The sequence below is a fragment of the Achromobacter sp. genome (assembly GCF_050285585.1).
GTDB lineage: Bacteria > Pseudomonadota > Gammaproteobacteria > Burkholderiales > Burkholderiaceae_B > Achromobacter.
In genome coordinates this window covers 1-14,573 of sequence record NZ_JBLZXF010000001.1, presented here as the reverse complement: position 1 = coordinate 14,573, position 14,573 = coordinate 1, and the positions used below count along the sequence as shown (strand labels likewise).

Below are 14,573 nucleotides of genomic sequence, written 5' to 3'. Positions count from 1 at the left end.
GCTCGCCGGATGCCGCTAGGCGGCGTTCGCGGCGCGTTCCGCGGCCTGGGGCGCCGCCTCGCAGCGGCTCCAGCCGGAAGACGGGTCGCGCTTGTCGTGCCGGTAGTCCCACTCGGCGCCGCACTGCGCGCAGGTGAACGCTTCCCGCGTCACGCCGCGCCGCCCTTCCTCCAGGGAACGCACGTCTCCCAGGCTGATCAAATGCTCGTGCCCGGGCGCGTCGCGCCGGTTCTGCACGATCGCCTCGCATTTTTCGCAGGTCTCCATGGCCCATCCCCTTTTTCTATGCTTTAAGGGGATCGTACGAAAGCGCAACCCGTGAAAGTTCAGCAATTCTCACCGCGGCGCCGGCTAGATTCCGTAACGTCTTGGAAAAATATCGAACTGCAATAAGTCCCCGAAAGTCGGACCATCTTGCGCTGGGCTCCGGATTACGCCCAAAGCATGAGTCCTGCCCTCCGATACATCGCCTCGAATCTTGAACAATAAAGGATGCTTATCGTGACTTCGATCAGAAAGACGGCCGCCGCCTGCGCGCTTGGCGCCTGTATGACCCTCGCCGCCCTCGGGCAGACGGCCTTTGCCCAGGGCGATGCCCCCGCGCCCCTGGCGACCGGCATGGTCGACTCCGGCACGGCCGAGGGCCAGGTGATCGAAGCGGTGCGCAATGGCGACATCCTGTCCATCAAGATGCGGTTCAAGCCCATCGTGGCGGGCAAGACCGAGATGGTCTATTCGGCGATCACGCAGAACGACTACGAGAACAGCTTCTACGTCATCGCGGGCAATAAGAAGTACCTGCTGCTGAAAGACAGCAACGACAAGCCGCTGACCAACCCCAAGCTGCTCATCCGGACCTCGAAAGACTCCCCCATCGCCGGAACCTGGCAAGGGAAGTTCCCGGCTCCGCCCAAGGAGATCACCGAAGTCTCGCTGACGATCCCGGGCGTCGAGACCCTGGACGCCATCAAGATCGCCGACCGCTAGCCATGGCCGGCCATCCGGGCGCGTCGACTCTGCTGGCCGCGGCGCTGCTGGCCGCCGCTGGCGGCTCTTTTGCGCAAGAGCCTCCCTACAAGGCCGAGATCCTCGATCTCAAGGCCACGATCCTGGACCTGAAGGGGTTCCCCTCCGACACCGGCGGCGGCGTATCCGACCTGACCGCGCGGGTCGATGGGCTGACCGCCCGCCATTCGGGGCTGTCGGTGCGGCAGGACAAGAACGCCGTGACGGTATCGATGCTGGGCGACGTGCTGTTCGACTTCGACAAGGCCGCCATCCGGCCCGCCGCGGAGCCGACACTGCAGGACATCGCCGCCCTCATCAAGTCCGGCTCCGCGGGCACCGTCTCGATCGAAGGGCACACCGATTCCAAGGGATCGGCAGCCTACAATAAGGATCTTTCGCTGCGGCGCGCCAAAGCCGTGGCGCAGTGGTTGGCGAGCCACGGCGTGGACCCGGCGCGGCTCAGCACCAAGGGGCTGGGCGATACCAGGCCGGTCCAGCCGAACAAGCTGGCCAGCGGCGCCGACAATCCCCAAGGCCGCGCCCAGAACCGGCGCGTGGAATTCGTGCTGCCCAAGAAGCCGTAGGCGCGGCGGCCCTCACGGGTCGCGGCAGCCGAATCGGCCGGCCCGGCCCTGGCGGTTTTCCGACATCCATGAAATTCGACATCTACGGCAGATTCCAACTCGATATCCATCGCGAAGGCGCCGCCTGGGCCGCGTACAGGACGGATGCGGGCAAACGCGTCCGGATCGCGGAGCTCGCAATCCCGCCGGCGCTGTCCGCGGACGAACTGGCCGGGTACCTGGACGACGTCTACCACGAACTGGCCCGCGCAGGCGACCGGGTTTCGCGCATCGGCTAGCAACGCCGGTCCATGGAACCGGAACGGGGCCGCGGTTACTCAGCATGGGAAGGCGGCGCCATCGGCGCCCGAGACAACCTACCTGGGCGGCCCCGAAACTCCCATGAGCAATGACACCAGAACGACCCTGGACGCCTGGCTGCGCCAATTGACGGACGGCGCGGTCGGCCTGGACCCCCACAACGTCGCGGCGGTGATCCGCGATGCATCCTCCCTGCCGCTGTACGTGCTGTATCCGGGCGGGGCCGGCGACGTCTTCATCCTGGCCGTGCAGATCGACACGCTGCCGCGCGACTGCCCGCGCGAAGTGCTGGCGCAGCTGCTTGCCATGAACAACCAGCCGGCGTTGGCGCCGGGCGCGTTCGGCGTGAACGGCGAGGACGGCACCTTGACGTACCGGTACTTCGGCGAAATGGCAGGCATGGACTTCCTCTGCTTCCGCAACACCGTCGCCAATTTTTGCGCCCTGGCCGAACGCGCCCTCACGGAATACCGCAAGCTTGCCTTCTCCGCGCCCGCCGCGGCCCGCAGGCCCATGATGGCGGCCCGGCACGCTGTCTGACACTCAGGAAAGAACATGAACATGGTCGCGCACGTTACCGGCTCGAACCCCTTGTCCGCGCCGGGACTCCACGTAAGTGTCCTGGATAGCCCCGTGCAGGTCACGCTGGCGGCCCCGTGGGTGAATACCTTGATGTCGCCCTTTCCGTCGCTGCGCGGCACGCCCGGCGCAGGCGCGTTCACGGGAGCGCCCACGCTCGGCGGCGCCAGCGGGCCGGGGGGGCTTGCGCCGCAGCCGTTCCAGAACAACTTCTCGTTCAGTTTCACCCCCAAGCCCACGTACTGGGTCACCTTCGGCTCGGGCAGCACACCCGACATCATCGACGCAGGCGCGGGAAACCTCGACGTGCAACTGTTGCCGCAACTGAAGGCCTGATGCGCGCCTTCCCGCGGCGCCGGCCTACTCTTCCTCTCCGTAGCCGAAAGGCCAGCGGCGCTTGTTCGGTTCGGGCGCGGGTTGTGTGTGCTTCATGGCGGATTCCTCGATGTCAATGCCCGCATGCTACCGCCATCCCTGCAATCGAACTGCAAAGGTTCGCAAAGATCGCAAACGCCGCCCCATCCGTGTTTCTAACACAAGGTGACGGCGGCCCGCATCGGGGCTAGAACGCATGCGCATTCCGGTAGCGGCGCGTAGCATGGAAACAGAGCGCCGCATGGGGAGAGCGTCATGCCAGGTTCGAACTGGATATGTGGCAGCAAGCCACCGCATCGTCAGGGGTTCTTCGAAACCGAATTCAATACGGGTGAAACCGAAGTCACGATGTATTCCGTACTGGGCTGGATGCCGCCCGCGCACCGGGGGTACGTCGTCAGATGGCGCCCGCTCGATCCCGCGGTGGAGCAGGCGGAGATCGAACGCTATCTGTATTACCGCCGCGAGGGCCGCAGCCCTTCATGAGCGCCGCCAGGCGATGCCGGCGCCCACGCAAAAACGCCCGCTGGCAGCAGCGGGCTTTTTATTGCATCGGCAGCGGCTCGCGGCCGCGGTCAGGGCAGGTTGGAAACGATGAACGCGGTTTCGTTCTGATGGCCCGGGTACTCGCCATTGACGCGGTTCGCGAATTCCTGCTTGGTAATCCGGTGGCGATAGGCGTCGTGCAGCCACACCAGGAACTGGTCCTGCTGGGCCTTGGTGTCGATCGGCAGGCGCCGGTAGTTCGGATTTGCCTGCACCTGCTCCAACAGGCGATTGGTCCAGTCAGTGAACGGCTTGTCCACTTCGGCAGCGACAACTCGGGGGTCCTCCGGCTGGCTGGACGCGCACCCCTGCACCAGAGGCAGACTCAGCGCCCCAACCGTCGCCAGGACAAGACCCAATTTCTTGAAACGCGTAGGCATGCGTACTCCTCAAGACTGTGTTGTTCCGCCCCCACTTTAATCGAATTCGCCGTAACGCTTCCGGAAGCGTCTCCAACGGCCCACCGCAAGCCCTTGAAATAACTGACGGTTATGAAATTCCCTAAGGAAAACCCCATTAGGGAATTTGCTTATGCGCTTTAATTATTTGCAAAGCGCATACTTGGCGGGCAAGAATTCGTCCTTGGCATAGATCAATACAGATGGAACTTCGTCAACTCGAGGCCTTCGCGGCCGTCATGTCCACGGGCAGCGTCACGGCTGCCGGACGGCTGCTTGGACGCTCGCAACCGGCGATCAGCCGGTTGCTGCAAGAGCTGGAGGCGGAGATCGGCTATCCCTTGTTCGCGCGCAGCGGCCCGCGGGTGACGCCTACCGAACAAGGCTTCCTGCTGTACGACGACGTCGCGCGCGCGCTGAACAGCCTGCAGCAGATCCGCGGCCGGGCCGAGGAAATCGCCCGCGGCCAGGCCCAGCCCCTGCTGATGGCGGCCACCTCCGCGCTGGCGGCCGGCCTGGTGCCGGGCGCGCTCAAGCGCATCGAATCCCGGCTGGGCGCCGCCCGCATCCAGTTGCGCAGCGCATCGCCCGAACAAGTGGTGCACGCAGTGCTCTCGGGTGCCGCCCAGTTGGGCGCCACCAGCCTGCCGCTGGAACACCGCGGCCTGACCGTGCACTGGATCGGGCAGGCGCCCTGTGTGGCCGCGCTGCCGGCAGACGATCCGGTGGCGCAGCAGGCGGTGGTGCCGGTGTCGGCCCTGGCCGGACGCCGCCTGATCACCATGGCGAACCCTTACCGGCTGCGGCGCCGGCTGGACGCCGCGCTGGCGCCCAACGGCCAGATGCCCGGCACGCTTGAAACCAATTCGTCCGTCAACGCCCTGGCTGCCGTGCGCGCCGGACTGGGCGTGTCGGTGCTGGAACCGATCACCGCCTACGGCGCCCCCATGGCGGGCGTGGCGATCCGTCCCATCGACCTGGACATCCCTTTTTTCTTCGGGGTCATCACCCCGCAGTCGCAAACGCTGACGCCGGCCTGCCAGGCCATGGCGGACGCGCTGGCGCAAGCCGCGGCGGACCTGCTGCCCGGCTTCGCGCTTCACGACGCCTGCGAACACTCGGCGCTATTGCAGTCGATCTACGGTGACGACGCCCCTCTTACGGAATCCCCCGCACTATGAATCTGCCCCTCGCCACCCCGCCGCAAGGTCTCGCAGCGCTGGAAGCGCGCCTGCGGCAAGACCTGTCGTGGCTGGAAATCCCCGCCAAGAACTGGGTAACGCCGCGGTATGTCGACGGCCACCAGGTGCTGGACGTGGCCATCGTCGGCGGTGGCATGGCCGGCCTGGCGGCAGCGGCGTCGCTGACGCACCTGGGCATCAACGCGCCCATATTCGACCAGGCGCCCGAAGGCTATGAAGGCCCGTGGGCCACCACGGCCCGCATGGAAACGCTGCGTTCGCCCAAGCAGCTGACGGGCCCTGCGCTGGGCCTGCCCGCCCTGACCTTCCGCGCCTGGTTCGAGGCCCAGTTCGGATCCGAGGCCTGGGAAGCGCTGGACAAGATCCCGCGCCTGCAATGGATGGACTATCTGCGCTGGTACCGCCGCGTGCTGGACCTGGACGTGAGGAACGAGCACCGCATCCGCGCCGTGCTGCCGCGCGCCGACAACCTGGTGCAGCTCGACATCGAATCCCCGGCCGGGCGCAGCACGGTGCTGGCGCGCCGCGTGGTGCTGGCCACCGGCCGCGACGGCCTGGGCGGCGCCTATGTGCCTGATTTCGCGAAGAAACTGCCGCGCGGCCGCTGGGCGCATTCGTCCGACGTCATGGACTACAACACGCTCGCGGGCAAGCGCGTGGGCGTGGTGGGCGCCGGCGCTTCCGCCATGGACAGCGCGGCCACCGCGCTGGAAGCGGGCGCCGCCAGCGTGGACCTGCTGATCCGCCGCAACGACATTCCCCGCATCAACAAGGGCAAGGGCGCGGGCAACCCCGGCCTGACCCACGGCCACCTGACGCTTCCCGACGAGTGGAAGTGGAAGATCCGCCACTACATCAACGCGGCCCAGGTGCCGCCGCCGCGCGGCAGCACGCTGCGCGTGTCGCGCCACCCCAACGCCCGCTTCAACCTGGGAGCAGGCGTGCAGGACCTGGCCCTGGTGGACGACGAGATCCGCGTCACCACGCCCAAGGGCGTGTTCGCGCTGGACTTCCTGATCTTCTCCACCGGCTTTCGCATCGACTGGACCGTGCGTCCGGAATTCGCCGCGCTGGCGCCCCACGTGCGCGCCTGGGGCGACCGCTACGTGCCGCCCCCCGGCGAAGAAGACCAGGAACTGCACGACTCGCCCGACCTGGGCGCCGTCTTCGAACTGCAGGAAAAGACGCCGGGCGCCTGTCCCGGCCTGGACCGGGTGCATTGCTTCTCGTACCCGGCCGCGCTGACCCAGGGCACGATCTCGGGCGACATTCCCGCCATCAGCGAGGGCGCCAAGCGCCTGGCCCAGGGCATCGCCGGCCTGTTCTACCGCGAAGACGTGGCCACGCACTACGCCAATATGGTGGCTTTCTCCGAACCCGAGGTATTCGGCGACGAATGGGTCCCGGCTCCGGCGCCCGCGTCCGCTGCGCAATCGGAGACCGCGCAATGACGGGCTGGTTGCTGCGCCGCGTGGCGCAAGCCGCGGTGGTCGTTTTCCTGATGACGCTGATCGTCTTCGTGGGCCTGCACGCCATCGGCAACCCGGTGGACATCCTGATCGGCCAGGACGTGGACCAGGTGGACCGCGCCCGCATCATCGCAGAACTGGGCCTGGACAAGCCGCTGTGGGAACAATACCTGGCGTTCCTGAACGGGGCCCTGCACGGCAATCTGGGCAATAGCTTCGTCTACAACATCCCGGCCGTGGAACTGGTGATCCAGCGCCTGCCCGCCACCTTCGAACTGGCCATCGCCGCCATGCTGCTGGCGGTGATCGTGGGCCTGCCGCTGGGCCTGCTTGCCGGCCTGTACCCGGAAAGCCGCTGGTCCAAGATGATCATGGCGGGCAGCATCGTGGGCTTCTCGCTGCCCACGTTCTGGATCGCCCTGATGCTGATCATGACGTTCAGCGTGTCGCTGGGCTGGCTGCCGGCCAGCGGCCGCGGGCAGACGGTGGAGTTCCTGGGCTTCCAGTGGTCATGGCTGACGGCCGACGGCTGGCGCCACCTGATCCTGCCGGCGTTCAACCTGTCGCTCTTCAAGATTTCGCTGGTCATCCGCCTGACGCGCGCCGGCGTGCGCGACGTGCTGCCGCAGGACTTCGTGAAGTTCGCGCGGGCCAAGGGCCTGTCGCCCTTGCGCGTGGTCGGCGTGCACGTGCTGCGCAACACCATGATCCCGCTGGTGACGGTGCTGGGCCTGGAACTGGGCTCCACCATTGCCTTCGCCGTGGTCACCGAGAGCATCTTCGCCTGGCCCGGCGCCGGCAAGCTGATCCTGGACAGCCTGAACGCGCTGGACCGCCCCGTGATCGTGGCCTACCTGATCGTGGTGGTCTTCCTGTTCGTTACCCTGAACCTGATCGTGGACATTCTTTATAAAGTGCTGGACCCGCGGGTGCGGCTGGAGGCCTCGGCATGAGCGCTGTTTCCACACCGACCCCCGCGCCCGCGCTGCGCCGCGAATCGCCCTGGCGCCGCAACCTGGCCGAATTCATGTCGTCCAAGACGGCAGTGCTGGGCCTGGCCGTATCCGTGCTGCTGATCCTGGCCGCCGCGCTGGCTCCCTGGATCGCGCCGCAGAACCCGTATGACCTGTTGCAGATCGACGTGCTGGACGCGCGCCTGCCGCCCGGCACCATGAACGGGCTGGAGACCTTCCACTACTGGCTGGGCACCGACGGCCAGGGCCGCGACCTGCTCTCGGGCATTCTGTACGGCCTGCGCATCAGCCTGGTGGTGGGCGTGGGCTCGGCCCTCATCGCGGGCGTCGTCGGCACCTTGCTGGGGCTGCTGGCCGCCTACGCCGGCGGCAAGGTCGACGCGCTGATCATGCGCCTGGTGGACCTGATCCTGTCGTTCCCGTCCATCCTGGTGGCCATGATGATCCTGGCCTACCTGGGCAAGGGCGTGGGCAACGTGGTGCTGACGCTGGTGATCCTGGAATGGGCCTACTACGCCCGCACGGCGCGCGGCCAGGCCCTGGTGGAGCGCCGCCGCGAGTACGTGGAAGCGGCCCGCTGCCTGGACATCCCCAACTGGCGGATCATGCTGAAGCACATCCTGCCCAACTGCCTGCCGCCGCTCATCGTCATCGGCACGCTGCAGATCGCGCGCGCCATCACGCTGGAAGCCACGCTGAGCTTCCTGGGCCTGGGCGTGCCCGTGACCGAACCGTCGCTGGGGCTGCTGATCTCCAACGGCTTCCAGACCATGCTGTCCGGCGAATACTGGATCAGTTTCTATCCCGGCATCGCGCTGCTCGTCACCATCGTGGCGATCAATCTGGTGGGCGACCGCCTGCGCGACGTGCTGAACCCGAGGAATCACAAATGACCGCCGCCCGCTCCCCTTCCGGCGCGCCGGCCACGCTGGAAGTGCGCGACCTGCGCACCCACTTCTTTACCCGCGCGGGCGTGCTGCCCGCCGTCGATGGCGTTTCCTTCACGCTGGAACGCGGCAAGATCCTGGGCCTGGTCGGCGAGTCCGGCTCGGGCAAGTCCGTCACGGGCTTCTCCATCATGGGCCTGGTGGACGCGCCGGGCCGCGTCGTGGGCGGCGAAGTGCTGTTCCAGGGCCGCGACCTGACCAAGCTGGCGCCGCGTGACTTGCGCAAGCTGCAGGGCAACCGCATCGCCATGATCTTCCAGGATCCGATGATGACGCTGAACCCCGTGCTGCGGGTGGACGCGCAGATGATCGAGACCGTGCGCGCGCACACCAAGATGAGCGTGGCCCAGGCTCGCGAACTGTCTCGCGACACGCTGGGCATGATGGGCATCCCCAGCCCCGAGGAACGCCTGCTCGCCTACCCGCACCAATTGTCCGGCGGCATGCGGCAGCGCGTGGCGATCGCGATCGCCATGCTGCACCGCCCCGACCTGATCATCGCCGACGAACCCACCACCGCGCTGGACGTCACCATCCAGGCGCAGATCCTGTCCGAAGTGCAGAAACTCGCGCAGCAGCACGGCACCAGCCTGATCTGGATCACGCACGATCTGTCGGTCGTGGCCGGGCTGGCCGACGACGTGGCCGTCATGTACGCCGGCCGCATCGTCGAGCACGGCACCGTCGACGACGTGCTGGACCGCCCGCAGCATCCCTATACCGTGGGCCTGATCGACAGCCTGCCCAGCAACAACCGGCGCGGCCAGCGCCTGCGCCAGATTCCCGGCATGACGCCCAACCTGCTCAACCTGCCCGCCGGCTGTGCCTTCGCGGCGCGCTGCCCGCGCGCCACGGCCGCCTGCGGCCAGCAGCCTTCGATTACCGACGCCCTGCCCGGACACCGCGTGCGCTGCTTCCATCCCACCATCCAGGCCAGCGAGGTGATGGCATGACGGCGCCCGCCTCCGCCCCCGTGCCGCTCATCGACCTGAGCGGCGTCAGCAAGCGTTTTGGCGAGCGCGCCGTCGGCCCCGCCGGCCGTGCCCTGCAACGCCTGGGCCTGTCCAAGCCGCCCGCCGTCACCCGCGCCGTCGACAACGTGGACCTGCTGGTCCGGCCCGGCGAAGTGGTCGGCCTGGTCGGCGAATCCGGCTGCGGCAAGTCCACGCTGGGCCGCATCGCGGCCGGCCTCCTGACGCCCTCCGGCGGCGAGATCCGCATCAACGGCGTGCGCCCGGCCGACATGGACGCCGCCCAGGCCCACGCCGCGCGCCTGAAGGTGCAGATGATTTTCCAGGACCCCTACGCCAGCCTCAACCCGCGTTTGCGCGTGGACGAGATCGTGGGCGAAGCGGCCCGCATCCATGGCCTGGTCGGCAACGGCGACTTCGACGACTACGTCAGCGCCCAGATGGAACGCGCCGGTTTGGACCCGGCGCTGCGCCAGCGCTATCCGCACCAGTTCAGCGGCGGCCAGCGCCAGCGCATCGGCATCGCCCGCGCGCTGGCCGTGCAGCCGTCCATGCTGGTATGCGACGAAGCCGTCGCCGCGCTGGACGTGTCCATCCAGGCGCAGATCCTCAACCTGTTCATGGACCTGCGCGAAGACCTGGGGCTGACCTATCTCTTCATCAGCCATGACCTGGGCGTGGTCGAACACCTGTCCGACCGCGTCGTGATCATGTACCTGGGCCGCGTCGTGGAAACGGCCGCGGTGGAGGAAGTGTTCCGCCGCCCCAACCACCCCTACACGCAGGCCCTGCTGGCCGAGATCCCCAGCCTGAAATCGCGCCACAAGACCTTTACCGCGATCAAGGGCGAGATCCCCAGCCCGCTGAACCCGCCCGGCGGCTGCCATTTCCATCCGCGATGTCCGCATGCGATGCCGCGCTGCAAGACCGAGGTTCCCACGCTGAAGGGAATCGCCATCAACCACCTGAGCGCCTGTCACCTGAACGACATGGCCTGAACACGCCGGCCGCGGCGCCACACGCCGCGGCCTCCGGGATCAACCTCTAGTTCTCCCCTTTACCAAGGACCCCGAACATGAAACGCCTGATTCTCACCACCCTCACCGCCGCCATCCTCGGCGCCTCGGCCGCGGCCATGGCCGACGACCTGTCCATCGGCTTCGCCGATCCGCTGTCGTCCCTGGACCCGCAGTTGAACAACCACGCCGGCGACCGCTCGGTGGCCCTGCACTTCTGGGACCTGCTGATCGAGAACAAGTGGAACAAGCTGCAGCCGGGGCTGGCCGTGAGCTGGAAGCCGCTGGACGACAAGACCTGGGAATTCAAGCTGCGCGAAGGCGTGAAGTGGCAGGACGGCACGCCGTTCACCGCCGATGACCTGATCTATTCCTACACCCGCGCGCGCGCCGTGCCCGGCAGCGTGGCCACCTACGCCGGCTACCTGCGCACCATCGACACGATGAGCGCCAAGGACCCGCTGACCCTCATCGTCAAGACCAAGGCCCCCAACCCCGACCTGCCGCTGAACCTGGCCTCGGTGCACGTGGTCAGCAAGCACGTCGGCGAGAAATCCACCACCGAGGACTACAACTCGGGCAAGGCCATGGTCGGCACCGGCCCCTACAAGTTCGTGTCCTACACCCCCGGCGACCGCGTCATCATGGAACGCAACGACGCCTACTGGGGCGACAAGCAGATCTGGGACAAGGTCAACTACCGCTACATCAACAACGCCGCCGCCCGCACCGCCGCGCTCCTGGCCGGCGACGTGGACGTGATCGACAAGGTCTCGGTGTCGGACCTGGCCAAGCTGCAAAAGGCGTCCAACATCTCCGTCTACCCCTACGACGGCCTGCGCGTCATGATCCTGCAGCCCAGCTTCAACCCCGCGCCCAACCAGTACATCACCGACAACAACGGCAAGCCGCTGGACAAGAACCCGCTGCTGGACGTGCGCGTGCGCCAGGCGCTGAACCTGGCCATCAACCGCAAGGCCATCGCCGACCGCATCCTGCAGGGCGCCGCCACCGAAGCCAACCAGTGGATGCCCAAGGGCACCTTCGGCTACAACCCCGAGGTCAAGGACATCCCCAACGACGCCGCCCAGGCCAAGAAGCTGCTGGCCGAAGCCGGCTTCCCCGACGGCTTCAAGCTGACGATGCACGTGCCGAACGACCGCTACCCGCAGGGCCCGGAAACCGCCCAGGCCGTGGCGCAGTTCTGGACCCGCATCGGCGTGAAGACCCAGGTGGAAGTGGTGCCATGGGCCGTGTACTCGGGCCGCGCCAACAAGAACGAATTCGCCGTCAGCATGCTGGCCTGGGGCAACGGCACCGGCGAAGGCAGCTACGCGCTGGTCAACATCCTGGCCACCGCCGACGCCAAGAAGGGCCTGGGCGCCTCCAACTGGGGCCGCTACAGCAACCCCAAGGTGGACGCCGCCCTGGAACAATCCACCTCGGAATTCGACGTGGCCAAGCGTGAAGCCATCCTGCGCGACTCCGTCAAGATCGTGTCGGACGACGTGGGCATCATCCCGCTCTTCCACTACAAGAATATCTGGGCCGCCAAGAAGGGCCTGAAGGTCACCCCCATGACCAGCGACCGCACGGCCGCCATGATGGTGACCAAGGACGCGGGCAAGTAAGCCATGGCCCTTACTCTTTCCATCTCCCCCGCGGACGCGCTGATCGACGTGCCGCGCCACATCCGGGTGGACCACGCCGAGCCCGGGCAGACCGTGGAGATCACCGCGCTGACCCGCCGCAACGGCGTGCTCTGGCAAAGCCAGGCCGCCTTCGTGGCGGACGAGCATGGCACCGTCGACCTGACCCGGGACGCCTCGGTGTCCGGCGACTATGCCGGCGTGGCCCCCATGGGCCTGATCTGGTCGCAGCGCCCCGTGGACTCGCCCAGCCGCGAGCAGTTCAACCAGCCCGTGACCGAGGCCCTGGTCACCGACGTGGTGGCGCGCGCCGGCGGCGCCCAGGCGCAGGCCAGCTTCACGCAGCGCCTGGCGTCCGAGGGCGTCACCCGCCAGGACGTGCGCGAGGAAGGCCTGGTCGGCACGCTGTACCTGCCGCCCGGCGCCGGCCCGGGAACGCATCCCGCCGTCATGATCCTGAACGGCTCGGGCGGCGGCATCAACGAACCGCGCGCGGCGCTCTACGCCTCGCGCGGCTACGCCGCCTTCGCGCTGGCCTACTTCAAGGCGCCCGGTCTGTCGGACTACATCTCCAACACCCCGCTGGAGTACTTCCAGACCGGCCTGCGCTGGCTGCGCAAGAAGGTCCAGCCCAAGCACGATTTCGTCGCGGTCAGCGGCCAGTCGCGCGGCGGCGAACTGGTTCTGCTGCTGGGCGCCACCTTCCCCGAGGAAGTGTCCGCCGTGGTCGCCTACGTGCCCGGCGCCGTGGTCCACAGCGGCCAGAACGCCTGCGACCCCAAGATCGGCCGCGAAGGCCCCACGTGGCTCTTGGGCGGCAAGCCCATCCCCCACGTCTGGGAGAACAACCGCACGGCCACCTGGGCCCCGTTCGACGAAGGCCCCGCGCCGCATCGCCACGAGAAAGCCATCCTCACCGCGCTGCAGGACCCCGACGCCGTGGCCCGCGCCCGCATCAAGGTCGAGGACATCCAGGGCCCCGTCATCCTGCTGTCCGGCACCGACGACGGCTCCTGGCCGTCCAGCCTGTACTCCAAGATGGTCAAGGACAAGCTGGCCGAGGTGAAGCACCCCTACCCGGTCCAATGGCTGGACTACGAGAACGGCGGGCACTCCATTCTGTTCCCGTACGTGCCCACCACCCAGCACGTCTACGCCCACCCCGTGTCCGGCAAGGTCAGCACCAGCGGCGGCACCCCCAAGGACAACGCGCGCGCCGACCAGGAATCCTGGGAGGGCGTGCTGAAGTTCCTGGATGCCGCCGTCCGCGCCCGCGCCGCCTGAGAGAAACAAGGAGATCCCGCATGGCTGAACCCATCGTCTACAACGTGACGGATGACCTGGTCGATCGCCTGATCGCCCTGGCGCCCGGCAGCAAGACCTACGAAGCGCGCCACCAGCGCGAGAAAGTCGCCGCGGCTACCCAAGGCAGCTACGACGCCCTGTTCGACCCCGCCCTGCCCGGCCTGTCGCTGGCCGAGCGCCTGCTGGTCGCGCTGTACGCCACCCGCATCACCCCGTCGCCCGTCCTGGCCGCGCACTACCGCGCCCGCCTGACCGACGCCGGCGCCACGCCCGCCGACATCGCCGTCGCCGAATCCGGCAAGCCCGCCGACGCCTCCAGCCCCCGCCTGGCCGCCATCCTCGAATACACGCGCAAGCTGATCGAGAAACCCGTCGAAGGCGACGAAGCCGCGCTCAAGACCCTGCCCGCCGCCGGCGTGTCCACGCCCGCCGTCGTCACCCTGTCGCAGCTCATCGCCTTCCTGTCCTACCAGGTCCGCCTCGTCGCCGGCCTGGAAGCCATGAAGGCCCTGGAGGGCCAAGCCGGCCGCGCCGCCGGCACCCCGCCCGCGCCCTTCCCGCCCAACACCGCCGCCACCGCGCCCGGCGCCGTCATCAAGGCCCACGGCTTCACCAACGAAAGCCTGGAATGGAAGGCCTGGCTCGACGTCGTCAACGTCGACACCGCCACGCCCGAGCAGGTTGCCGTCCTGGAAGAAAGCCACCCCAAGGCCAAGGTCTCGGACTACTACCTGTTCCTGGTCCACCAGCCCGAAATCCTGCGCCAGCGCTCCACGGCCTTCAACGCCATCATGTACGCGCCCGGCGGCCTGTCTCGCGCCGAACGCGAACTGGGCGCCACCGTCGTGTCCCGCGTGAACGGCTGCGTCTACTGCGCCTCGGTCCACGCCCAGCGCTTCGAGCAGCTGGCCAAGCGCAACGACGTCATCGCGCAGGTCTTCGAGGACCCCGCCACCGCCGGCACCACCGCCCGCGAATTGGCCATCGGCAAGTTCTCCATCCAGATCACCGACGCCCCCGCGACGGTGAACGCCGACAGCATCCAGGCGTTGAAGGACGTGGGCTTGAATGAAGGCGAGGTCCTGGACCTACTGCATTCGGATGCCATCTTCGCTTGGGCCAACCGCCTGATGCTGAACCTGGGCGAGCCGGTCTTCCCGGAGGCCTGATTCGGCGGCGTCCGGCCGCTTGCGTGCCGGACGCTTTGCCGGAAGCTTGTCATCGCCGACACTGGCCGGCGATGACAAGCC

The 14,573-nt window shown here is 67.6% G+C and carries 17 protein-coding genes; 15 read left to right on the top strand and 2 right to left on the bottom strand.

The genetic code is table 11. From position 1 onward, the window contains the following. Positions 1 to 15 precede the first annotated feature (15 nt). On the bottom strand, positions 16 to 267 hold the full coding sequence (locus ACN6PJ_RS00085; RefSeq protein ID WP_427993855.1) for a hypothetical protein: 252 nt from the start codon (positions 265 to 267) through the stop codon (positions 16 to 18). 234 nt (positions 268 to 501) lie between these two features. On the opposite strand from ACN6PJ_RS00085, the gene ACN6PJ_RS00080 reads away from it, so the two are divergent. The 6 genes from ACN6PJ_RS00080 to ACN6PJ_RS00055 all read left to right on the top strand — a co-directional run bounded on the left by ACN6PJ_RS00080 (position 502) and on the right by ACN6PJ_RS00055 (position 3,332). Next, the gene (locus tag ACN6PJ_RS00080; protein WP_427993854.1) at positions 502 to 987 is read left to right on the top strand and encodes a hypothetical protein; all 486 of its coding nucleotides are present in this window, start codon (positions 502 to 504) and stop codon (positions 985 to 987) included. Between the two features lie 2 nt (positions 988 to 989). Then, positions 990 to 1,592 (top strand): OmpA family protein, encoded by a 603-nt coding sequence (locus ACN6PJ_RS00075; protein WP_427993853.1) that lies wholly within the window; start codon positions 990 to 992, stop codon positions 1,590 to 1,592. A 68-nt stretch (positions 1,593 to 1,660) separates the two neighbouring features. After that, complete coding sequence (locus tag ACN6PJ_RS00070) at positions 1,661 to 1,870, top strand: DUF7661 family protein (RefSeq protein WP_427993852.1); 210 nt, start codon at positions 1,661 to 1,663, stop codon at positions 1,868 to 1,870. A 103-nt stretch (positions 1,871 to 1,973) separates the two neighbouring features. After that, entirely contained in the window at positions 1,974 to 2,432 is a 459-nt protein-coding gene (locus tag ACN6PJ_RS00065; protein WP_427993851.1) for a hypothetical protein, read from the top strand. A gap of 15 nt (positions 2,433 to 2,447) precedes the next feature. After that, positions 2,448 to 2,807, top strand: a complete 360-nt coding sequence (locus tag ACN6PJ_RS00060) for a hypothetical protein (RefSeq protein WP_427993850.1) — start codon at positions 2,448 to 2,450, stop codon at positions 2,805 to 2,807. Positions 2,808 to 3,101: 294 nt separating this feature from the next. Further along, complete coding sequence (locus tag ACN6PJ_RS00055; RefSeq protein WP_427993849.1) at positions 3,102 to 3,332, top strand: hypothetical protein; 231 nt, start codon at positions 3,102 to 3,104, stop codon at positions 3,330 to 3,332. A gap of 89 nt (positions 3,333 to 3,421) precedes the next feature. On the opposite strand, the gene ACN6PJ_RS00050 is transcribed toward ACN6PJ_RS00055, so the two are convergent. Beyond that, entirely contained in the window at positions 3,422 to 3,772 is a 351-nt protein-coding gene (locus tag ACN6PJ_RS00050; RefSeq protein WP_427993848.1) for a hypothetical protein, read from the bottom strand. 221 nt (positions 3,773 to 3,993) lie between these two features. On the opposite strand from ACN6PJ_RS00050, the gene ACN6PJ_RS00045 reads away from it, so the two are divergent. The 9 genes from ACN6PJ_RS00045 (at position 3,994) to ACN6PJ_RS00005 (ending at position 14,492) form a co-directional block, all read left to right on the top strand. Further along, positions 3,994 to 4,971, top strand: a complete 978-nt coding sequence (locus ACN6PJ_RS00045; protein ID WP_427993847.1) for a LysR family transcriptional regulator — start codon at positions 3,994 to 3,996, stop codon at positions 4,969 to 4,971. Then, positions 4,968 to 6,443 carry a SidA/IucD/PvdA family monooxygenase gene (locus tag ACN6PJ_RS00040; RefSeq protein ID WP_427993846.1) on the top strand — a complete coding sequence of 492 codons (1,476 nt, stop codon included), beginning with the start codon at positions 4,968 to 4,970 and terminating at the stop codon, positions 6,441 to 6,443. Before ACN6PJ_RS00045 ends, ACN6PJ_RS00040 begins: the two co-directional genes overlap by 4 nt. Then, a complete protein-coding gene (locus ACN6PJ_RS00035) occupies positions 6,440 to 7,414 on the top strand; it encodes an ABC transporter permease (RefSeq protein ID WP_427993845.1) in 975 nt (324 codons plus the stop codon). The genes ACN6PJ_RS00040 and ACN6PJ_RS00035 overlap by 4 nt, the downstream gene beginning before the upstream one ends. Further along, entirely contained in the window at positions 7,411 to 8,328 is a 918-nt protein-coding gene (locus tag ACN6PJ_RS00030) for an ABC transporter permease (RefSeq protein ID WP_427993844.1), read from the top strand. Before ACN6PJ_RS00035 ends, ACN6PJ_RS00030 begins: the two co-directional genes overlap by 4 nt. Then, complete coding sequence (locus ACN6PJ_RS00025) at positions 8,325 to 9,335, top strand: ABC transporter ATP-binding protein (RefSeq protein WP_427993843.1); 1,011 nt, start codon at positions 8,325 to 8,327, stop codon at positions 9,333 to 9,335. The genes ACN6PJ_RS00030 and ACN6PJ_RS00025 overlap by 4 nt, the downstream gene beginning before the upstream one ends. After that, entirely contained in the window at positions 9,332 to 10,351 is a 1,020-nt protein-coding gene (locus ACN6PJ_RS00020) for an ABC transporter ATP-binding protein (protein WP_427993842.1), read from the top strand. Before ACN6PJ_RS00025 ends, ACN6PJ_RS00020 begins: the two co-directional genes overlap by 4 nt. A gap of 77 nt (positions 10,352 to 10,428) precedes the next feature. After that, complete coding sequence (locus ACN6PJ_RS00015; protein WP_427993841.1) at positions 10,429 to 12,000, top strand: ABC transporter substrate-binding protein; 1,572 nt, start codon at positions 10,429 to 10,431, stop codon at positions 11,998 to 12,000. A 3-nt stretch (positions 12,001 to 12,003) separates the two neighbouring features. After that, positions 12,004 to 13,302 (top strand): acyl-CoA thioesterase/bile acid-CoA:amino acid N-acyltransferase family protein, encoded by a 1,299-nt coding sequence (locus ACN6PJ_RS00010; RefSeq protein ID WP_427993840.1) that lies wholly within the window; start codon positions 12,004 to 12,006, stop codon positions 13,300 to 13,302. A gap of 20 nt (positions 13,303 to 13,322) precedes the next feature. After that, positions 13,323 to 14,492 (top strand): CMD domain protein, encoded by a 1,170-nt coding sequence (locus tag ACN6PJ_RS00005; protein WP_427993839.1) that lies wholly within the window; start codon positions 13,323 to 13,325, stop codon positions 14,490 to 14,492. Positions 14,493 to 14,573: the final 81 nt, after the last annotated feature.